The organism is Streptomyces sp. NPDC046805 (assembly GCF_040645355.1).
In the GTDB taxonomy this organism is placed as follows: domain Bacteria; phylum Actinomycetota; class Actinomycetes; order Streptomycetales; family Streptomycetaceae; genus Streptomyces.
Window position 1 is genome coordinate 58,813 of sequence record NZ_JBEYYC010000006.1, and the last position, 18,782, is coordinate 77,594.

Annotated in this window: 17 protein-coding genes and 2 tRNA genes; 13 read left to right on the forward strand and 6 right to left on the reverse strand. The window is 70.1% G+C overall.

The genetic code is table 11. From position 1 onward, the window contains the following. Window positions 1-4: 4 nt before the first annotated feature. Window positions 5-1,429, reverse strand: coding sequence for a sugar ABC transporter substrate-binding protein (locus ABZ910_RS09060; RefSeq protein WP_361361145.1), 1,425 nt, complete (start codon window positions 1,427-1,429; stop codon window positions 5-7). 417 nt (window positions 1,430-1,846) lie between these two features. Between ABZ910_RS09060 and ABZ910_RS09065 the strand changes: the two genes are divergently transcribed. Both ABZ910_RS09065 and ABZ910_RS09070 read left to right on the forward strand, forming a co-directional pair. Then, window positions 1,847-3,292 (forward strand): FGGY family carbohydrate kinase, encoded by a 1,446-nt coding sequence (locus tag ABZ910_RS09065; RefSeq protein ID WP_361361147.1) that lies wholly within the window; start codon window positions 1,847-1,849, stop codon window positions 3,290-3,292. After that, on the forward strand, window positions 3,289-3,957 hold the full coding sequence (locus tag ABZ910_RS09070) for a histidine phosphatase family protein (protein ID WP_361361149.1): 669 nt from the start codon (window positions 3,289-3,291) through the stop codon (window positions 3,955-3,957). The genes ABZ910_RS09065 and ABZ910_RS09070 overlap by 4 nt, the downstream gene beginning before the upstream one ends. A 142-nt stretch (window positions 3,958-4,099) precedes the next feature. Here ABZ910_RS09070 and ABZ910_RS09075 read toward each other — a convergent pair whose 3' ends face one another. Beyond that, window positions 4,100-5,491, reverse strand: a complete 1,392-nt coding sequence (locus ABZ910_RS09075) for an amino acid permease (protein ID WP_361361151.1) — start codon at window positions 5,489-5,491, stop codon at window positions 4,100-4,102. Window positions 5,492-5,960: 469 nt separating this feature from the next. On the opposite strand from ABZ910_RS09075, the gene ABZ910_RS09080 reads away from it, so the two are divergent. Together ABZ910_RS09080 and ABZ910_RS09085 are read left to right on the forward strand one after the other, a co-directional pair. Continuing rightward, window positions 5,961-6,548 (forward strand): biotin transporter BioY, encoded by a 588-nt coding sequence (locus ABZ910_RS09080; RefSeq protein WP_361361153.1) that lies wholly within the window; start codon window positions 5,961-5,963, stop codon window positions 6,546-6,548. 127 nt (window positions 6,549-6,675) lie between these two features. Then, window positions 6,676-6,975, forward strand: a complete 300-nt coding sequence (locus ABZ910_RS09085) for a hypothetical protein (RefSeq protein ID WP_361361155.1) — start codon at window positions 6,676-6,678, stop codon at window positions 6,973-6,975. Between the two features lie 100 nt (window positions 6,976-7,075). Here ABZ910_RS09085 and ABZ910_RS09090 read toward each other — a convergent pair whose 3' ends face one another. Beyond that, window positions 7,076-8,518 carry an amino acid permease gene (locus ABZ910_RS09090; protein ID WP_361361157.1) on the reverse strand — a complete coding sequence of 481 codons (1,443 nt, stop codon included), beginning with the start codon at window positions 8,516-8,518 and terminating at the stop codon, window positions 7,076-7,078. A gap of 277 nt (window positions 8,519-8,795) precedes the next feature. On the opposite strand from ABZ910_RS09090, the gene ABZ910_RS09095 reads away from it, so the two are divergent. Continuing rightward, window positions 8,796-9,284 carry a ribose-5-phosphate isomerase gene (locus ABZ910_RS09095; RefSeq protein WP_361361159.1) on the forward strand — a complete coding sequence of 163 codons (489 nt, stop codon included), beginning with the start codon at window positions 8,796-8,798 and terminating at the stop codon, window positions 9,282-9,284. A gap of 32 nt (window positions 9,285-9,316) precedes the next feature. Then, the gene (locus ABZ910_RS09100) at window positions 9,317-10,126 is read left to right on the forward strand and encodes a DNA-formamidopyrimidine glycosylase family protein (RefSeq protein ID WP_361361161.1); all 810 of its coding nucleotides are present in this window, start codon (window positions 9,317-9,319) and stop codon (window positions 10,124-10,126) included. Between the two features lie 4 nt (window positions 10,127-10,130). Here ABZ910_RS09100 and ABZ910_RS09105 read toward each other — a convergent pair whose 3' ends face one another. Next, complete coding sequence (locus ABZ910_RS09105) at window positions 10,131-11,372, reverse strand: GNAT family N-acetyltransferase (protein WP_361361162.1); 1,242 nt, start codon at window positions 11,370-11,372, stop codon at window positions 10,131-10,133. 162 nt (window positions 11,373-11,534) lie between these two features. Between ABZ910_RS09105 and ABZ910_RS09110 the strand changes: the two genes are divergently transcribed. Together ABZ910_RS09110 and ABZ910_RS09115 are read left to right on the forward strand one after the other, a co-directional pair. Continuing rightward, window positions 11,535-12,713: a PP2C family protein-serine/threonine phosphatase gene (locus tag ABZ910_RS09110; RefSeq protein WP_361361164.1), complete on the forward strand. Its 1,179-nt coding sequence runs from the start codon at window positions 11,535-11,537 to the stop codon at window positions 12,711-12,713. Window positions 12,714-12,779: 66 nt separating this feature from the next. Then, window positions 12,780-13,253, forward strand: coding sequence for an HD domain-containing protein (locus ABZ910_RS09115; RefSeq protein WP_361361166.1), 474 nt, complete (start codon window positions 12,780-12,782; stop codon window positions 13,251-13,253). Between the two features lie 7 nt (window positions 13,254-13,260). On the opposite strand, the gene ABZ910_RS09120 is transcribed toward ABZ910_RS09115, so the two are convergent. Continuing rightward, complete coding sequence (locus ABZ910_RS09120) at window positions 13,261-14,466, reverse strand: acyltransferase family protein (RefSeq protein WP_361361168.1); 1,206 nt, start codon at window positions 14,464-14,466, stop codon at window positions 13,261-13,263. Window positions 14,467-14,915: 449 nt separating this feature from the next. Here ABZ910_RS09120 and ABZ910_RS09125 point away from each other — a divergent pair, with 449 nt between their 5' ends. Beyond that, the gene (locus tag ABZ910_RS09125) at window positions 14,916-15,110 is read left to right on the forward strand and encodes a hypothetical protein (RefSeq protein ID WP_361361170.1); all 195 of its coding nucleotides are present in this window, start codon (window positions 14,916-14,918) and stop codon (window positions 15,108-15,110) included. A 54-nt stretch (window positions 15,111-15,164) separates the two neighbouring features. On the opposite strand, the gene ABZ910_RS09130 is transcribed toward ABZ910_RS09125, so the two are convergent. Beyond that, window positions 15,165-15,235: transfer RNA gene (locus ABZ910_RS09130), tRNA-Gly, on the reverse strand. A gap of 165 nt (window positions 15,236-15,400) precedes the next feature. On the opposite strand from ABZ910_RS09130, the gene ABZ910_RS09135 reads away from it, so the two are divergent. From ABZ910_RS09135 to ABZ910_RS09150, 4 genes are all read left to right on the forward strand, one after another. Then, window positions 15,401-15,477, forward strand: a tRNA-Pro gene (locus tag ABZ910_RS09135). A 181-nt stretch (window positions 15,478-15,658) separates the two neighbouring features. Further along, window positions 15,659-17,056, forward strand: coding sequence for a trigger factor (gene tig, locus ABZ910_RS09140; protein ID WP_361361172.1), 1,398 nt, complete (start codon window positions 15,659-15,661; stop codon window positions 17,054-17,056). 354 nt (window positions 17,057-17,410) lie between these two features. Continuing rightward, window positions 17,411-18,016 carry an ATP-dependent Clp protease proteolytic subunit gene (locus tag ABZ910_RS09145; protein ID WP_361361426.1) on the forward strand — a complete coding sequence of 202 codons (606 nt, stop codon included), beginning with the start codon at window positions 17,411-17,413 and terminating at the stop codon, window positions 18,014-18,016. 70 nt (window positions 18,017-18,086) lie between these two features. After that, window positions 18,087-18,752 carry an ATP-dependent Clp protease proteolytic subunit gene (locus ABZ910_RS09150; protein WP_361361174.1) on the forward strand — a complete coding sequence of 222 codons (666 nt, stop codon included), beginning with the start codon at window positions 18,087-18,089 and terminating at the stop codon, window positions 18,750-18,752. Window positions 18,753-18,782: the final 30 nt, after the last annotated feature.

An 18,782-nucleotide genomic window follows, 5' to 3' on the forward strand; every position in this document is an offset into this window, starting at 1 on the left:
CCGGTCAGCCCACCTTCGGGGCCAGGTCGGCCGCCAGGGCGTCGAGGGCCGACTTGGCGTTCTTGCCGCCGTAGATCTCCTGGAGGGCGGCTGCCCAGCTGGTGGTGGCGTCGAAGAACTGGGCCTGCGGGGTGAACTGGATCTTCGTCTGGTCGACGACGGTCTCGAAGGTCTCGATGAAGCCGGGCAGGTGCCTCATCTTGTCCTTGTAGGCGCCGTCCTGGCTGATCGACTTCCGTACCGGGTCGATGTGGTTGTTGGTGATCGCGGCCTTGCGCAGGTGCTCCTTGCCCGTGGCCCACTGCAGGAACAGCCAACTGGCGTCCTTCTTCTTGCTCTTGGCGTTCATGCCGAGCGACCAGATCCACATGTTGGTGGCCAGCGAGCCGTCCGGCCCCTTGGGCCCGGGGTGGAAGGCGATCTTCCCGGAGGCGGGGCTCGCACCCTGCACCGCCTGGAAGTACGCGGCGGTGTCGGCGTCGAAGAGCATCCCCGCCTTCTTCGCCCCGAGGTCGCTGGAGCACTGGTACCAGCTGTACGACGTCCAGGACGGCGGCCCGCCCTGCTTGACCATGCCCGCCCAGTCCCGGGTGAAGGCGACGGCCTCCGGGGTGTTCATGGCGGGCTTGAGCTTCCCGCCACCCGAGACAGTGAAGTCGTGCAGGCCGTTGCGCGCGTACATGGTCATGAAGCCGGGATGAATGGTGGCCCAGCTGCGCGACCCGCGCACGGCGATCCCGTACATCCCGTCGTACCCGGCGCCGGGCGCCTTCCGCTTGATGGTCCCGGCCAGCTCGCGCAGCTCGTCGAAGGTCTCGGCCGGTTTGAGGCCCAGCTTGCGGAACACCTCGGTGTTGTAGGCGACGACGTTCGTCTCCCAGCCCCAGGGCAGCGCGTACTGACCGCCCTGCCCCAGCGGCGCGCCCGCCTTCAGGGACCACTGGTCGGACTGGATGAGGTTGGGGAAGAAGTCCTCCCGGTCCCACTCGTCCCCGGTGGCCGAGGAGTTGCGCATCCAGGGCCCGAGGTCCTCCAGCCATCCCGGTGGGCCGTACTGCCACACCATGTACGCGCCGAGCATGAAGACGTCGTACGAGGCGCGCCCGCTGGAGAGGTCGACGGTGAGCTTGTCGAAGTAGTTGTCCTCGGGGAAGACGTCGTACTCGACCTTGATGCCGGTCTTGGCGGTGAACGACTTCAGGTCGGCGATCAGCGCGTCCGCGTAGGGGTGCTTGTTGAGCAGCGCCTTGACGGTCGTGCCCTTCGCCCGCTTCCAGTCGAACGAGCCGGTGACGTCGTCCGCGGCCGAGCCGCCACCCTTCTTGTCGCTGCCGCCGAACCCGGCACCGCAGGCCGAGAGCAGCGGCGCCGCGGCGGTGGCGGCGGTGAGAGCGAGAAAGCGTCGGCGGTCGTGCACGTGCCTGTCCATCCGTGACCTCCGTCGGGGGAGCGGCCGGGTTAACACGTCGAGTCGACTCGTTAACAGAGGGTGGAGTGGCGGAAGTTGGCCGTCAATCCCTCGTGCACGGGTAAATCTCGTCGCAGAGTGGGAAGTTCACAACCGGGGGCGCGAACTGCCACGGCAAGACCTCCCCCGACCGACACATCCCGACGGCGGAGGTGGGAGCGAAGAATGCGGGCCGTCCAAGGGGGCGCATCCCAACGCGCCGGCCGCGAGAGAGCCGTAGGGGCGCGCCGGTGTCGAGGCGGCATGGGGGTACCTCCCTGCTCGAGCGAAGCCGAGAGTTTGGGGGAGCGCGGAGGCCCGAAGGGCTGAGCACGATCGCTGTCTCGACACCGGCTTGGGCGCCTCGGAGGCGAACGAGCAAAAAAGACGGAGGTCAGCATGAGGTCTGACGCCGACACGTGGCTGGGCATAGACCTGGGCACGCAAAGCGTCCGGGCGCTGGTAGTCACGGCTGACGGCCGAGTCCTGGGCACCGGCACAGCCGCTCTGCGCGGCCGCCGGCAAGGGACCCGGCACGAGCAGAACCCGGAAGACTGGTGGAAGGCGGTATGCGCAGCCACCCGCACGGCCCTGAAGAACCGCCCGCCGGTGCGCGCGCTGGCGGTCTGCGGAACATCCGGCACCGTACTGCTGACGGACAAGGACGGGCGCCCGCTCGGCCCCGGGCTGATGTACGACGACGGCCGGGCGGCGGAGCAGGCGGCGCGGCTGCGGGCGGCGGGGGTCGCGGTGCAGGACACATGGGCGCTGCCCAAGGTGCGGTGGCTGCTGGAGGCCGGCGGCCGTGGGCGGGTCACCCATCAGCCGGACGTGATCACCGCACGACTGGTCGGGCATCCGGTCCCCACCGACTCCAGTCACGCGCTGAAGACGGCGTACGACGTGGAGCGCGAGGCGTGGCCGGACGGTCTCGGCGTGCCGCCCGACCTGCTGCCCGACGTCGTACGGCCGGGCGCCCTCCTGGGCGAGGTGTGCCCGGCCGCCGCCGACGCCACCGGTATCCCGGCCGGGACCCCCGTGATCGCCGGCATGACCGACGGCTGCGCGGCGCAGATCGCGTCCGGCGCGCTCCGGGACGGTGCCTGGAACTCGGTGCTCGGTACGACGCTCGTGCTGAAGGGCGCCTCGGCCGTGCCCGTCCGGGACGCCACCGGCGTGGTCTACAACCACCGTGCGCCGGACGGGAGTTGGCTGCCGGGCGGGGCGTCCAGCGTGGGGGCGGGGGCGCTCGCGGCCCGTTTCCCCGATGCCGATCCCGCCGTGCTGGACGCCGAGGCGGCCGCCTTCGAGCCGTCGAGCGCGGTCGCGTACCCCCTGGTGTCACCCGGCGAACGCTTCCCCTTCCGCGCGCCCTCCGCCACCTCCCTCCTCCTCGGGACGCCCGCTTCGGACGCCGATCTGTGGGCCGCCCTGCTCCAGGGCGTCGGCCTGGCGGAACGCCTCTGCCTCGACTACCTCCACCACCTGGGCGCCCCGCTCGACGGCCCCCTCACCTTCACCGGCGGAGCCGCCCGCAGCGCCTACTGGAACCAACTGCGCGCCGACATCCTTGGCCGCCCGGCCCGTGTCCCCGAACAGACCGAACCCGCCCTGGGCATGGCCGCGTTGGCCGCCTACGGCACCGGCGCGGCGCCCGCTCTGGCCGATGTCGCCGACGGCATGGTCCGCGTCCGTACCGTCGTCGCCCCGCGCCCCGGCCACACCGCCCGCTTCGCCGAGCCGTACGGCCGCCTCCTCGACGCGCTGGAGTCGCGCGGCTGGCTGCCGGCGGACGTGGCCGCCCACGCGCGCGCCCGGCTGGACCGGGATACTGCTGGCCCATGAGCACGACGAGCACCCGGCCGGTGAGCCCGGCCGCGAGCGGCAGGTCCGTGAGTCCGGCGAGCACCACCCTGCTCCTGGCCCGGCACGGGCAGACCGTCTGGCATGCCGAGAACCGTTACGCCGGGGTGAGCGACGTCGCCCTCACCGACACCGGGCGGGAGCAGGCCGAGGCGCTGGGGCGGTGGGTCGCGGCGCATCCCGTCGACGCGGTCTGGACGTCGACCGTGTCCCGGGCGATCCTCAGTGCCGAGCCCGCCTGCCGCACCCTTGGTCTCACTCCCCACCGCGAGCCGGACCTGCGCGAATGCGACTTCGGGACGATGGAGGGCCGTACCCTCGCCGAACTCGCGGCCCGTGACCCGCAGGCCGCGGCGGCCTTCCGTGCCGACCCGGTGGCCCACCACTTCCCGGGCGCCGAGGACCCGCGCGCCGCGGCGGCCCGGGGCACCGCTGCCCTGCGCCGCATCGCGGCGGCCCACCCGGGCGAACGCGTTCTCGTCGTCGCCCACAGCACCCTGCTGCGGCTGGTGCTGTGTTCTCTGCTGTCCATCCCGGTGAGCGAATACCGGCGCGTCTTCCCGAAGTTGCGCAACGTCGCCGTGAGCGAGATCCGGCTCGACGGGGAATCCGCGGCGCTGCTGTCGCTCAACGTCCCTTGCTCCTGAGACCTGTTGAGGCGTGAGATGCGCTGAGACGGGCCGAGACGGGCCGAGACCTACGGGGATTCGTCAGGGCATGGAACGGCGTCGGCCCCCGCGCTTCACGTTCGCGCGGGGGCCGGGCCGGTGTCCTACCGGGAGGGGTGGGTCAGCCGCGGGCGCGGCGCCGCTGCCAGGCGTAGCCGACCGCGGCCAGGAGCAGCGTCATGGCGCCGGTCGAGTACAGCTGCACGCGGGTCTCCGGCTCGCGGGCCATCAGGAAGAGGATCGCCGCCATGCCGGCCAGCGCGACCCAGGTCAGCACCGGGAACGCCCACATGCGCACGACGAGCTTCTCCGGGTTCTCCCGCTCCAGGCGGCGGCGCAGCCGCAGCTGGGAGACGGCGATGATGATCCAGACGACGAGGATGACCGCGCCGATCATGTTCAGCAGCCAGGGGAAGACGTCGTCCGGCCGCCAGTAGCTGAGCAGCACGCACACGAACCCGACGACGCAGGAGACCAGCACGGCGACGCGCGGGATGCCGCCGGACACCCTGCCCAGCGCCTTCGGGCCCTGGCCGCGCTGGACCAGGGAGTAGGCGATGCGCGAGGAGCCGTAGATGTTGGCGTTCATGGCCGACAGGAGCGCGACCAGGACGACGACGTTCATGAGCTGGCCGGCGCCCGGGATGCCCAGGTGGTCGAGGGCGGCGACGTACGGGCCCTTCTCGACGACCTCCTTCGCGTTCCACGGGACGAGCGTCACGACGACCGCCATCGAGCCGATGTAGAACACCGCGATGCGCCACATCGCGGTGCGGACCGCGCTCGCCACACCCTTCACCGGGTTCTGCGACTCCGCGGCCGCGATGGTGACCGTCTCCAGGCCGCCGTAGGCGAAGACCGAGGCGAGCAGGCCGGTGACCAGGCCCTCGCTGCCGTTGGGCAGGAAGTCGGTCAGGTTCGACGTGCCGGGCGCGTCCGTGTTCGGCAGGACGCCGGCGATGGCCAGCACGCCCAGGATCAGGAACAGCGAGATCGCGCCCACCTTCAGCGCGGCGAACCAGAACTCGAACTCGCCGAAGTTCTTCACCGCGGCCAGGTTCGCGCCGCAGAAGACGACCACGAACAGGCCGACCCAGGCCCACTCGGGCGTGCCGGGCAGCCAGCCGCTGACGATGTGCGCCGCGCCGATGCCCTCCAGGCCGACGGCCGTGCACAGCAGGACCCAGAAGGACCAGCCCGCGGCGAATCCCGCCCACGGACCGATCGCCCGCTCGGCGTGCGCGGAGAAGGAGCCCGACGAGGGGTACGCGGCGGACATCTCGCCGAGCATCCGCATCACCAGCATCACCAGGAGGCCGGAGACGGCGTAGGCGATGACGATCGACGGACCGGCGGCGGCGATGCCCGCGCCGGAGCCGACGAACAGGCCCGCGCCGATCACACCACCGAGGGCGATCATCGACAGGTGGCGCTGCTTGAGGCCGTGGGAGAGGGGGGCGCCGCCTTGCTGTTCCTGCGGCGGCGTCTCTACGTCTGCGGTGGTGCTGGGCATGGGCGCGGCTCGTCCAGTGCGGTAGGCGGACAAAATCGCCCACAGTCTGGGCGATCTCACCCCTCGGACGAAGCGGACGCCCGCCATCCGGACGCCTGCCGTACACACGGTGAGGGGGCGGTGACGCGGTGGCCGGAGATCCGGGAGGTCGTTTCCGGCTCGTCCGGTCTCGGTCCTGGCGTCTGTCCGGGCTGGGTCCCGGCTCGTTTCCAGGCTCGTTCCGGGGCCGTCCGGGCTCGTATCCGGCCCTTTTTGGAGGGAAGCTACAGGCGGTGGCAGGGGCGGCGGCGTGAGGAAGGCGTCACTGCCGCAGTGACCGGTGTCACGTCGTACTCGGTGTAATCGGCATCCTTTGTATGGAGCCGACCAAACCGCCGCTCCCGCCTTTGTCGAGCACTGACGGTGATCGGTCCGAACGCGTCGGTATAGCGTCACGTTGTCCCACTGTGCCCACACCCGCGGAGTCCCCATGAGCACCGCCACCGCCACCTCCACCGCTCGCCCCGGTGAAGTCCTCGCCGACCTCCTGCCCGCGTCCCGCGTGCGCGAGGTCGCCCTCGTGCTCGGCGGTGCCGCCCTCACCGGTCTCGCGGCCCAGCTCTCGATCCCGGTGCCCGGCTCCCCGGTGCCGGTGACCGGCCAGACCTTCGCCGCCCTGCTCGTCGGCACCGCGCTCGGCGCTCGCCGCGGCTTCCTCTCCCTCGCCCTGTACGCGCTCGCGGGCATCGCCGGCATGCCGTGGTTCGCGGGCGGCACCTCCGGCGTGGCCGGGGCGTCCTTCGGCTACATCCTCGGCATGCTGGTCGCCTCCACCGTCGTCGGCGCGCTCGCCCGCCGCGGCGCCGACCGCTCCGTGCTGCGCATGGCGGGCACGATGCTGCTGGGCGAGGCGATCATCTACGCCGTGGGCGTTCCCTACCTGGCCGTCGCCACCGGCATGTCCGCGTCCGCCGCGATCGCGGCCGGCCTGACCCCGTTCCTGATCGGCGACGCCCTGAAGGCCGCCCTGGCGATGGGCGTGCTGCCGACGGCCTGGAAGCTCGTCGGCAAGCGCTGACACGACGCGAGACGGACAGTTGGGGCGGACGCCGGACAGGGCGTCCGCCCCACTCGTATGTCCACCTCACTTGTACGTCCGCCGCAGTGACGCGTGTCCGGTCCACCTGTGCGTGTACCTGCCGTGGATGCCCACCAAGAAGACGAAGGTGCAGGCCATGCTGGGCCCTTTGGTGGTCGGCGTGCAGGTCTCGGGCTTCTACGCCGGCGAGGGCCTTACCGTCTCGGAGTGCCTGGCCGTGTTCACAGCGATGATGCTCGCCGTGCCGCTGGCCGTCGTCGGTCAGCACCAGGGCCTGGCCCGGCGCGTGGTCGCCCGGGAGGCAGGTGTGCCGGCGAGCGACCTTCCGCCGCTTCCCGCGGGACTGGCGATCAGGATCCTCCTCACGCTGCCGGCCATGGCCTTCCTCGGCTTCTGGCTCGGCTGAGCCCCCGCGTCGCGGCGAGACGTGCGGGAGCGATGAGACGTGCGAGAGGGGAGGGAGCCCGCGACGGGCTCCCTCCCCTCTCTCCTCGTCAGCTGACGGCTCAGCCGACGGACACCTTGTCCGCCTCTGCCTCCGCCTCGGGCTCGGCCGTCACGGCAGTGGCCTCGCGCTTGCCGCCGAGCTTCTGCCTCACCAGGGCGATCGCGATCACGAGCGCCGCGACCGCGAGCGAGAGCTCCACGGTGATACGCCCGCTGCTCTCGCCCTCGGTGTCGGTCAGCATGTAGCCGAGGACGAAGACGATCAGCCCGGCCGTGGCCCAGGTCAGGTACGGGTACAGCCACATCTTCACGACGAGCTTCTCCGGCGCCTCACGCTGGATGATCTTCCGCATCCGCAGCTGCGAGAAGCAGATCGCCAGCCAGACGAACAGGGCGACCGCACCGCTGGAGTTGACCAGGAACAGGAAGACCGAGTCCGGGAACTTGTAGTTGAAGAAGACGGCGACGAAGCCGAAGAGGACGGAGGCGAGGATCGCCGCCATCGGCACACCACGCGAGGTGGTCTTCGCGAACGCCTTCGGGGCGTCGCCGCGCTGGCCCAGCGAGAAGGCCATGCGGGAGGCCGTGTAGAGGCCGGAGTTGAGGCAGGACAGCACCGAGGTCAGCACGATGAAGTTCATGATCTGACCGGCGTGCGGGATGCCGAGGGACTCCAGGGCGGCGACGTACGAGCCGTCCTTCATGATGGACGGGCTGTTCCACGGCAGCAGCGAGACGACCACGAGGATCGAGCCGAGGTAGAAGACGCCGATCCGCCAGATGATGCTGTTGGTCGACTTGGTGACCGCGCGCTGCGGGTCCTCCGACTCACCGGCTGCCAGCGTCGCGATCTCGCTGCCCATGAAGGAGAAGACGACCAGCAGCACACCGGTGAGGATCGCGCCGGGCCCGTGCGGCAGGAAGCCGCCGTGGGCGGTGAGGTTGCTCAGGCCCGCCTGGTCGTTGTGCACGCCCGGCAGCACGCCGAAGACGGCCAGGACGCCGATGACGATGAACGCGCCGATCGCCACGACCTTGATCCCGGCGAACCAGAACTCGAACTCGCCGTAGGAGCCGACGGAGATGAGGTTGGTGGCCGTGAGGACGGCCATCACGATGAGCGCCCAGCCCCACTGCGGGACCGCGGGTATCCACCCCGCGAGGATCTTGGCACCCGCGGTCGCCTCGACGGCGAGCACGACGACCCAGAAGAACCAGTACAGCCAGCCGATGGAGAACCCGGCCCAGCGGCCGAGCGCCCGGTCCGCGTGCGCGGAGAACGAGCCGGAGGTCGGATTGGCGGCCGACATCTCACCGAGCATGCGCATCACCAGCACGACGAGCGTGCCGACGAGGGCGTACGACAGGAGGATGCCGGGGCCGGCGGTGGCGATGCCGGAGCTGGAACCAACGAAGAGTCCCGCACCGATCACACCACCGATGGCGATCATCGATAGATGTCGGTTCTTGAGTCCTGCCTGAAGTCCGGAACCAGGGGTCATGGGCGGATTTCCTTTGCGCCAGGGGGTGCGGTCCCCCGTACGAGCGGGGCGCCGTTGTACGACGGTGTACGGGGCCTCGAACGGGAAAGGGCAGGTGCCCTGCGTACGAGGTGGTTCAGTGAATCCGAGGCCAACGGATACGGGAACCTTTGATTCCGGATTGTTACTTGAGGTTCCTTTGGGGTTCTATGGCAGAGCTCACATTTCGGTAAATGAATGTCGCCTTCACGGACACCCGAGGCTGCTGCCCTGATATCGCCGTGTCACACTCGGAACCATGCGCGTGTACCTCGGCTCCGACCATGCGGGCTTCGAACTCAAGAACCACCTCGTCGAATGGCTCAAGGCAGCAGGCCACGAGCCCGTCGACTGCGGCCCCCACATCTACGACGCCCAGGACGACTACCCGCCCTTCTGCCTCCGCGCCGCGGAGCGGACGGCCGCGGACCCCGACTCCCTCGGCATCGTGATCGGCGGCTCCGGCAACGGCGAGCAGATCGCGGCGAACAAGGTCAAGGGCGTCCGCGCCGCTCTCGCCTGGAGCGAGGAGACCGCGTCGCTGGGCCGCCGGCACAACAACGCCAACGTCGTGGCCGTGGGTTCGCGCATGCACACCACGGAGGAGGCGACCAAGTTCGTCGAGACCTTCCTCGGCACCCCCTTCTCCGGCGACGAGCGTCACATCCGCCGCATCGACATGCTCTCGGAGTACGAGACGACGGGCGAGCTGCCCCCGATCCCGGCGCACCACCCGCAGCAGGACTGAACCCACCCCGGGGACCGGAAGGAACGACCGCCGTGCCAGAGGGGCACACCATCCACCGGCTGGCGTCGGACTACGCCGCACGCTTCGCCGGCGGGGTCACGCACGTCTCCAGTCCCCAGGGCAAGTTCTCCGACGCGGCCGGGCTGCTCAGCGGCGCGGAGCTGACCCGTACCGAGGCGCATGGCAAGCACCTTTTCCTGGGCTTCCGGGACGACGAGTGGGTGCACGTCCACCTCGGCCTCTTCGGCAAGGTCGCCTTCGGTGACGCTCCGGCCCCGCCACCCACCGACACCGTGCGGCTGCGGCTGGCCAACGCCACGTCGTACGTCGATCTGCGCGGCCCCACCACCTGTGCGCTGATCACGGACGCCGAGAAGCGGGCGATCCACGACCGCCTCGGCCCCGACCCCCTGCGGCCCGACCCCGACGGGGCGGACGCGTACGCCCGTGTCCGCCGTAGCCGTACGACGATCGCCGCCCTGCTCATGGACCAGAAGGTCATCGCGGGCGTCGGCAACGTCTACCGCGCCGAGGTCCTCTTCCGGCACGGCATCGACCCCTACCGCGCGGGCCGGGACATCACGCCCGCCGAATGGGACGGGATCTGGGCCGACCTGGTCGCGCTGATGCGTGAGGGCGTCCGCACCAACCGCATCGACACCGTGCGCCCGGAGCACATGCCGGAGGCGATGGGGCGTCCGCCGCGCGTCGACGACCACGGCGGCGAGGTGTACGTGTACCGCCGGGCCACGCTGCCCTGCCACATCTGCACCACCGAGATCCGCACAGCGGGCCTCGCCGCCCGCAACCTCTTCTGGTGTCCCGGCTGCCAGACGCGCTGACGTCCTAGAAGCCGTGCGGCAGCCAGGGCGCCACCGGTGAGCCGAACGCCACCGACGCCTCGGCCAGCGCGCCCTGCCGCAGTTCCCGCACCCGTCCGGCCGCCGCGAGCGACAGCAGCGACACGCCGCCGAGGTACGCCGCGCCCAACTCCCGTACGGACAGGGCCAGATCGGCCTTGTCCTCGGTGCGCCGGCACGTCGCCCCCTTGGTGTCCCCGGTCAGCCGCCAACGCCCGGCGTTCCAGGGGCAGAAGGCGTCCTCGACCTCGAACACGACGTCCATCGGGGTCTGGTAGGTGCGCGCCGCCAGTGCCGCGCCGACCTCGACGAGGCGCAGGTAGCAGATGTCCCGCAGCCGCGGCTCGCAGTGCCGGATGTCCGAGACCAGATGCTGCCAGGCGTCGTCGGTCGCTCGCCCCCGCATCGTCAGCGTCGTCATCAGGTCGATGCCGAACAGGAACCGCCACAGCGCGGCCTCCGTCGCCGGGTCGAGCGCGGCCAGTTCCCTGAGCCGCACCGTGCCCTCGGCACCGCGCGTTCCCCAGGCGAGCTTGGTGTGGAAGCGGGCGTAGCCGGTGACCTCTCCGTCTCGCTCGGCGAGCACGAGCTGCAGCGGTGACGCCCCGTCCCTGCGGCTCTCCGGGTCGAACAGACCCACCTGCTCCCAGCCGGGCTGCCGGGCCAGCATCCCGGGCCGGTGGGGCACCAGGGCCGCGTACACCGTCTCGCACGCGGCGAGTTCGTCGGCGGGCGCCGCATACCTGAGCCGTACCTCGTCGGTGCCGGGCGGCAGTGCCAGGGTGACCCGGCTCGTGTCGATCTCGGCGTCGAGCTGGTAGGTCGCGGTGCCGTATCCGAAGCGTCCGTAGATCGCGGGCTCGGAGGCCGTAAGCGCCGCCAGCGGCTCGCCCCAGGCGCGTATGTCGTCCAGCTGGCGCCGCATCATCGAGGTGAGCACGCCGCGGCGGCGGTGCGTGGCGGCGACGCCGACCCTCGTGACGCCGGCCGTGGGCACCGAGGCCCCGCCCGGCACGGTCATCCGGAAGCGGAAGGCCCCCGCCGTCCCCACGCACGCGTCCCCGTCCCAGACTCCCAGAAAACGGTCGAACTCGGTGAGGGAGCGGTCCAGTTCGCGCTCATCGGCCAACCTCGCCCCGGCACCGAAGGTCCGCAACAGGGTGTCGTACGACCGGTCCCACTCGTCCTGTCGCAGCACCTTCGGTCGGGTCGCACGGTCAGTCGCCATGAGCCATGCGTACCAGGGGGACGCGGGGCGGGCCAGCGAATTTCGTCCGGACGGCAGCGGGACGGCGCCGCGTGAAGTTCACTGTGAAGTTCAGCCTCGGACGGGGGACAACTGGGACCTCCCGTGCCAAGCGGCTGGTCCGATGGATAGGGTCCCGAACTAATGACAGCAGGACGAGAACGGCGGGCGAAGGCCGACACGTTCACGGCACGGTGGAAGATGCAGTGGCACCGGGCCCGCGTCGGCGTGCGCAAAAGCGCCGTGGACTACTTCCGCGGCGACGGCTCGGACTGGATCGCGCTGGCCGGTCTGATGCTGACCGTCCCCGTGCTCGCGGCCATGACGCTCGCCGACTCGGTGTGGTGCTCACCGGCCACGCTGGTGCTCCCGATCGTCGCGGGCGGCCTGCTGCTGCGCCCGGCCAGCCTGCTCGGTCTGTACGCGACGGCGGCGACGGCGCTGATCGTGGAGTCGGTGCAGCTCGGGCCGTACACCGAGGGTCCCTCGCGGGTGACGCCGGGCGTGGTCCTGGTCGTCGCCGCCTGTGGCTTCTTCGGGCTGCTCACCGCCCAGTTCCGCAGCCGGGTGGGCGTGCCGTGGCGGCGCGGCGGGACCATGCTCTTCGACCTGCGCGAGCGGATCCGGGTGCAGAGCGAGCTGCCGGCGCTGCCGCAGGGCTGGCACCGGGAGATGGCGCTGCGGCCCGCGGGCGGTCAGTCCTTCTCGGGCGACTTCGTCGTCGCGGCCCGTACGAACGGCGGCCGCACGCTGGAGGTCGTGCTCACCGACGTGTCCGGCAAGGGCATGGACGCGGGGTCGCGGGCGCTGCTGCTGTCGGGCGCGTTCGGCGGCCTGCTGGGATCGCTGGCCCCGCACGCGTTCCTTCCGGCCGCGAACGGCTACCTGCTCCGCCAGGACTGGGACGAGGGCTTCGCCACCTCCATCCACCTGGTCCTGGACCTCGACTCCGGGGACTACGAGCTGTACTCGGCCGGACATCCGCCGGGACTGCAGCTCAACGCGGGCACGGGCCGCTGGGAGGAGAAGGTCGCCGAGGGGCCGCTGCTGGGTGTGTACGACGGTGCCCAGTTCGACTCCGTGAAGGGCTCGCTCCGTCCCGGAGACGTGTTGATGCTGTTCACAGACGGTCTGGTGGAGACCTCCGAACGCGACATCGTGGAGGGCATGGACCGCCTCACCGGCGAGGCCGACCGCTATGTCGCCGGCGGTTTCCACGGCGCCGCCTGGCATCTCATCGAGGCGGTGGCCAAGGACGTCAACGACGACCGGGCGCTGCTGCTGATCTGCCGTGAGGCCGCACCGTCGCCGTCGCCGCGCTGATATCGCCGACGTCGCGCTGATGCCGCTGATGTCGCAGTCCCGCACGCGGACATGAGGAGCGAGAACGTGGCCCCCCAGCACCTGCTCAGCCTGGCCGAGGTCGAGGCCGTGGCGCGTGCCGCCCACGACGGGCAGACGGACAAGGCCGGGCGGCCGTACGCCGAGCACCTGCGGGCCGTCGCGGAGGGCGTCCGCGCCCGCGGCGGCGACGCGGCGCAGATCGCCGCGGCCTGGCTGCACGACTCCGTCGAGGACGACGCGCTGACCCGGGAGTGGCTGTCCGAGGCCCCGCTGAGCCGGCGTACGAAGGACATCGTCCTGGCCGTCACCAAGCGGCCGGGGGAGGAGCCGGAGGCGTACGCCCGGCGCATCCTCGCCACCCCCGGTGCGCTGCTGGTGAAGGAGGCCGATCTGGCCCACAACGCCGACCCCGAGCGTCTCGCGCTCCTCGGCGAACCGGTCCGGAAACGACTGACCGAGAAGTACGCACGGATGCGCGTACTTCTCGGTCTCGGTGCCCCCGGCGGTCTCGCCGACTGAGCTGAGGTCAGACGCCGACCTTCTCGCGGGCGCGTTCCTTCTTCTCGCGCTTCTCGCGTTCGCGGGCCAGTTCGGCCGCGTCCTGCTTGAACGCCCACGCCATCTTCGGCTCCATCGCGAAGCGAAACACCCGCTGGACGGGGCTCGTGCACAGCAGCGTGACGCCGGTGGCCGCCACGACGGTCACGAAGATCTCGCCGAGCGGGTGGTGCAGCCAGGAGGCGTCGAACCAGCCGCGGTACTCACCGGCCTTCACCAGGAAGCCGTGCAGCAGGTAGCCGTACAGCGTGCCGGCGCCCAGCGCCGTGAACCACATCTTGCGGCGCGGCACCCAGGCGAAGAAGCAGGCGGTCAGCAGCAGCGAGGCGCCGAACATCGCGAGCACCATGACCGGACCGGTCCACCAGGGCGCGCCCAGCTCCTGCGCCGACGCGCGGTGGTAGAACCAGCCGGTGCTCATGCGCGGCACCGACCACCAGCCGACGACCAGCGCGGCCGCGAACACCGGCACCGAGGCGATCCGCACCCAGCGGCGGCGCACCATGTGGAAGTGCTCGGGCTTCATGATCAGGCCCAGCACGAAGTACGGCAGGAACTGCAGGACGCGCTGCAGGTCCAGGTCGTCGCCGATGCTGGAGGAGATGGTCGCCAGCATGGCGATGCCGAGCGCCACCGGGAGCGGGTAGCGGATCAGCTTCCAGATGGGCGTGGTCATCCGCCAGATGAACAGCGCGCACAGGAACCAGGTGAGGTACCAGGGGTCCAGGAGGCTGATGTCCTGGTGCGGGTCGTGGTCGATGACCCGCTTGAAGAGGGGGTACGCCGTCTCGAACAGGACGTACGGCACGACGACGCCGGTGATCAGGCGCTTCAGCCGGTCCGGGCGCATGTCGAAGCTGCGCGAGAAGAAGCCGGAGATGATGATGAACGCCGGCATGTGGAACGTGTACACGACCGTGTACGCGGCCTCCAGGATCCGGCTGTCACCCTTCAGTGGCTCCCACGAGTGCCCTATGGCGACGAGCACGATCGCCAGGTACTTGGCGTTGTCGAAGAACGCGTCACGCTGCTTGGCCGGTCTGCCCGCCTGCTGCGGCTCGGCCCCCTTCTGCGTACTCACCGGGGTACGCGGGCCGGTCACTCCGTCGTCCGGCTGCTGGGCCGGAGGGAGTGGCGTGCGGTTCTGGCCGGGGGGCGAGGCGGCGTCAAACATCTTCGGCACCCTAGCGTCGTCTGCTTGATTTCGTAAAACTCCCTAGGTCATTCCTGGTTATGGGCTTCGAGTGCCCGGGTATTCGAGGAACGACGCCTCTCTGCTCACGTGACGATGGGCACATCACACGTCGCCGAATGCCCTTGATGTACCGATTCTTCCGGACTAAATGGTGCATAGGGTCGCGCCTGTGTCGACAATTCGAATTCCCCGCGAACGTGATGTGTGGGCATGGAAACGATGGCGCGTAATTCCCCCGCGCTCCGCGCGCGGGTGGGTCCTCGAATTACTGTGCGGGGCGGCCGGGCCGTGTCGGGCCCGGCCGCCCCGTGTCCAACGATGCGTCACACGCCGCATAGGGCGGCCTTGTTGGTGGCACGATGGTTCTGGCGGGGGTGCGGGCCGTACCTCCGGGCCGGGAGAGCGGACCGACCGAGGGTGTGATCAGTGTGGCCATTTCACTGTCCGTGGTGCTGCTGTTGGCGATCATCCTTGTGGTGCTGATCCGAGGGGGGAGCATCAAGGCCGGGCCGGCGATAGTCGCCATGCTCTTCGGCTTCTTCCTCGCCTCGACGGGTATGGCCCCGTCGATCAACAGGTTCCTCGACTCGATAGCCGAGACGATCAATTCGATCAGCTTCTGACGGAAAAGACCGAGGGGCCCGGTTCGTTGAGAACCGGGCCCCTGGGCCGTACAGAGCGGGCGACGGGAATCGAACCCGCGTAGCTAGTTTGGAAGACTAGGGCTCTACCATTGAGCTACGCCCGCATGCCACGCGCCGCAGGTCCGAGGACCACGGCACTGGACGCATCGTAGCGGGTCGTACGCCGTGGACGCACACCCGGTTTCCCGGCCCCGCAACCGGGCCCCGGCCGCCTGGTCGATACGGCGGCCGTACTGCCTGCGGGCATGTACCCTACGTGTCGCACCAGACGGGGTGTGGCGCAGCTTGGTAGCGCGTCCGCTTTGGGAGCGGAAGGCCGTGGGTTCAAATCCCGCCACCCCGACCATCGGCTGACGTCGTCCCACATGCTCCCCTTTTGGGGCGCTGACCCGCTCCGGTTACTATGCAGGTTGCGCGCCCGTGTGTCCTGGCCCACTCGGCCTACGAACTCCCCACGGGCGGCATGATCCGCCGGACCTGTCTGGCTCCGGCGAAACCAAAGCAGTCAGCCACAAGGAGACCGAACCGTGAAGAGCGCCGTGGAGACCCTGAACCCGACCCGGGTTCGGCTCACTGTCGAGGTGCCCTTCGAGGAGCTCAAGGACAGCCTCGACGCGGCGTACAAGAAGATCAACCAGCAGGTCACGGTGAAGGGCTTCCGTAAGGGCAAGATCCCGGCCCGCGTCATCGACCAGCGGTTCGGCCGCGGCGCCGTGCTGGAGGAGGCCGTCAACGACGCGCTCCCGAAGTTCTACACCGAGGCGGTCAACGAGGCCGACCTCAACCCGCTGGGCCAGCCCGACGTCGACATCACGGAGCTGAAGGACGGCGAGACGCTGGCCTTCACCGCCGAGGTCGACATCCGCCCGGCCCTGGAGATCCCGGACTACTCCGGCATCGAGGTCGAGGTCGACGCCGTCGAGGTCACCGACGAGGACCTCGAGAAGTCGGTCGAGCAGCTGCGCGAGCGCTTCGCCTCGACCTCCCCGGTCGAGCGCGCCGCCCAGGACGGCGACGTGGTCACCATCGACCTGCAGGCCAAGGTCGACGGCGAGGTCCTCGAGGACGGCGTCGCCGAGGGCGTCACCTACACCATCGGTTCCGGTGAGCTGCTCGACGGCATCGACGAGGCCGTGACGGGCCTGGAGGCCGGCGCCGAGGCCACCTTCACCTCCGAGCTCAAGGGCGGCTCGGCCGCCGGCCAGGAGGCCGAGGTCACCGTCAAGGTCACCCAGGTCGCCGCGCGCGAACTGCCGGAGCTGGACGACGACTTCGCGCAGCTCGCCTCCGAGTTCGACACCCTCGACGAGCTGAAGGCCGACAGCCGCAAGCGCCTGGAGAACATGAAGCAGTTCGACCAGGCCACGCAGGCCCAGGAGCGCGTCCTGGACAAGCTGCTCGAGCTGGTCGAGGTCCCCGTCCCCGAGAAGCTCCTCGAGGACGAGGTCAACACCCGTAAGCACAACCTCGAGCACCACCAGCTCGGCCAGATGGGCCTGAACCTCGACAAGTACCTGGAGCTCCAGGGCAAGACCGCCGAGGAGTTCGACGCCGAGACCCGCGAGGCCGCGGTCAAGGGCATCAAGACCCAGTTCGTGCTCGACGAGCTCGTCAAGCTGGAGAAGCTGGGCGTCAACCAGGAGGAGCTCACCGAGCACCTCATGCGCCGCGCCGCCTCCTCCGGCATGTCCCCCGACCAGTTCGCCCAGGCCGTCGTCGAGGGTGGCCAGGTGCCGCTCCTCGTCGGCGAGGTCGCCCGCGGCAAGGCCCTGGCCGTCGTGGTCGAGGCCGCCACGGTGAAGGACACCAACGGCGAGATCGTGGACCTCGGCGACGAGGACGAGGTCGAGGCCGCCACCGAGACGGTCGAGGCCACCGAGGCCACCGAGGTCGAGGCCCCGGCCGAGGAGAAGCCGGAGGCCTGAGCCGCACGGCACCTCTGAAACACGCAGGACGGGCCCCGGGTACGTTGATCACCCGGGGCCCGTTCGCCTACCTGGAGGAGCGCGGGGAACCGCGCGAGCACCCACACGCGACCCGCTGCCGCCCACCGGCCGACGCCGTCGCGGCGGGCAGTACCGGGGCTCGACCGCCGCAGGCACCCGCTACGCCCCCGGCGAACACCCGGCTTCCCGGGATTCCCCGGAGGGACCCGCGCGTTAGGGTCCATGAATACGGGGGCAGGGGAGTCCTCTGAAGCCCCCGGCAGGACCCCGCAGGGAAACCTAAGACGGCTCCGCGCCGTCGTAAGACGAGCAGGTGGATACGTGACGAATCTGATGCCCTCCGCCGCCGGCGAGACTGCCATCGGTGGTGGCCTCGGCGACCAGGTCTACAACCGGCTGCTCAACGAGCGGATCATCTTCCTCGGCCAGCAGGTTGACGACGACATCGCCAACAAGATCACCGCACAGCTGCTGCTGCTCGCCGCGGACCCCGAAAAGGACATCTTCCTCTACATCAACAGCCCCGGCGGCTCGGTGACGGCGGGCATGGCGATCTACGACACCATGCAGTACATCCCGAACGACGTGGTCACCATCGGCATGGGCATGGCGGCCTCGATGGGCCAGTTCCTGCTCACCGGCGGCGCCGCCGGCAAGCGCTTCGCGCTGCCGCACGCGGACATCATGATGCACCAGGGCTCCGCGGGTCTGGGCGGTACGGTCTCGGACATCAAGATCCAGGCCGAGTACCTGATGCGCACCAAGAAGCGCATGTCCGAGCTGACCGCGCTGCACTCCGGCCAGACCGTCGAGACGATCATCCGCGACGGCGACCGCGACCGCTGGTTCACCCCGGAAGAGGCCAAGGAGTACGGTCTCATTGACGAGATCATCACGCACGCCTCGGGTGTTCCGGGAGGCGGCGGCACCGGTGCCTGACCGGCCCGGCCACGCCATGCACCGCCACGCCCCCAGCCCCCCGAACGCCACCAGGACGGTGAACACGCACATGAGTAACTTCCCCGGCGCCGCCAGCGGCATGTACGACGGGCCCCGCCCCGACAGCCGCTACGTCATCCCGCGCTTCGTCGAGCGCACCTCCCAGGGTGTCCGCGAGTACGACCCGTACGCGAAGCTCTTCGAGGAGCGCGTGATCTTCCTGGGCGTCCAGATCGACGACGCCTCCGCCAACGACGTCATGGCGCAGCTGCTGTGCCTGGAGTCGATGGACCCCGACCGGGACATCTCGATCTACATCAACAGCCCGGGCGGCGACATGACCGCCCTCACGGCGATCTACGACACGATGCAGTTCGTGAAGCCCGACATCCAGACGGTGTGCATGGGCCAGGCGGCCTCCGCCGCGGCCATCCTGCTCGCCGCCGGTACGCCCGGCAAGCGCATGGCGCTGCCGAACTCCCGCATCCTCATCCACCAGCCGGCCGGCAGCACGGGCCGCGGGCAGCTCTCCGACCTGGAGATCATCGCCAACGAGTTCACGCGGATGCGTACGCAGCTGGAGGAGATGCTGTCCAAGCACTCCAACCAGCCGATCGAGAAGATCCGCGAGGACATCGAGCGCGACAAGATCCTCACGGCCGAGGAGGCCCTGCAGTACGGCCTCGTCGACCAGATCATCTCCACCCGGAAGATGAACAACGAATCCGTCCGCTGACGGTGGCGGTCCCGCTGCTCGAGCTTCGCC

Bases quoted from the DNA above. Each gene is read 5' to 3' on its own strand.
- ABZ910_RS09060 (WP_361361145.1), bottom strand. From the start codon at position 1,429: ATGGACAGGCACGTGCACGACCGCCGACGCTTTCTCGCTCTCACCGCC.
- ABZ910_RS09065 (WP_361361147.1), top strand. From the start codon at position 1,847: ATGAGGTCTGACGCCGACACGTGGCTGGGCATAGACCTGGGCACGCAA.
- ABZ910_RS09070 (WP_361361149.1), top strand. From the start codon at position 3,289: ATGAGCACGACGAGCACCCGGCCGGTGAGCCCGGCCGCGAGCGGCAGG.
- ABZ910_RS09075 (WP_361361151.1), bottom strand. From the start codon at position 5,491: ATGCCCAGCACCACCGCAGACGTAGAGACGCCGCCGCAGGAACAGCAA.
- ABZ910_RS09080 (WP_361361153.1), top strand. From the start codon at position 5,961: ATGAGCACCGCCACCGCCACCTCCACCGCTCGCCCCGGTGAAGTCCTC.
- ABZ910_RS09085 (WP_361361155.1), top strand. From the start codon at position 6,676: ATGCCCACCAAGAAGACGAAGGTGCAGGCCATGCTGGGCCCTTTGGTG.
- ABZ910_RS09090 (WP_361361157.1), bottom strand. From the start codon at position 8,518: ATGACCCCTGGTTCCGGACTTCAGGCAGGACTCAAGAACCGACATCTA.
- ABZ910_RS09095 (WP_361361159.1), top strand. From the start codon at position 8,796: ATGCGCGTGTACCTCGGCTCCGACCATGCGGGCTTCGAACTCAAGAAC.
- ABZ910_RS09105 (WP_361361162.1), bottom strand. From the start codon at position 11,372: ATGGCGACTGACCGTGCGACCCGACCGAAGGTGCTGCGACAGGACGAG.
- ABZ910_RS09110 (WP_361361164.1), top strand. From the start codon at position 11,535: ATGACAGCAGGACGAGAACGGCGGGCGAAGGCCGACACGTTCACGGCA.
- ABZ910_RS09120 (WP_361361168.1), bottom strand. From the start codon at position 14,466: ATGTTTGACGCCGCCTCGCCCCCCGGCCAGAACCGCACGCCACTCCCT.
- ABZ910_RS09145 (WP_361361426.1), top strand. From the start codon at position 17,411: ATGCCCTCCGCCGCCGGCGAGACTGCCATCGGTGGTGGCCTCGGCGAC.
- ABZ910_RS09150 (WP_361361174.1), top strand. From the start codon at position 18,087: ATGAGTAACTTCCCCGGCGCCGCCAGCGGCATGTACGACGGGCCCCGC.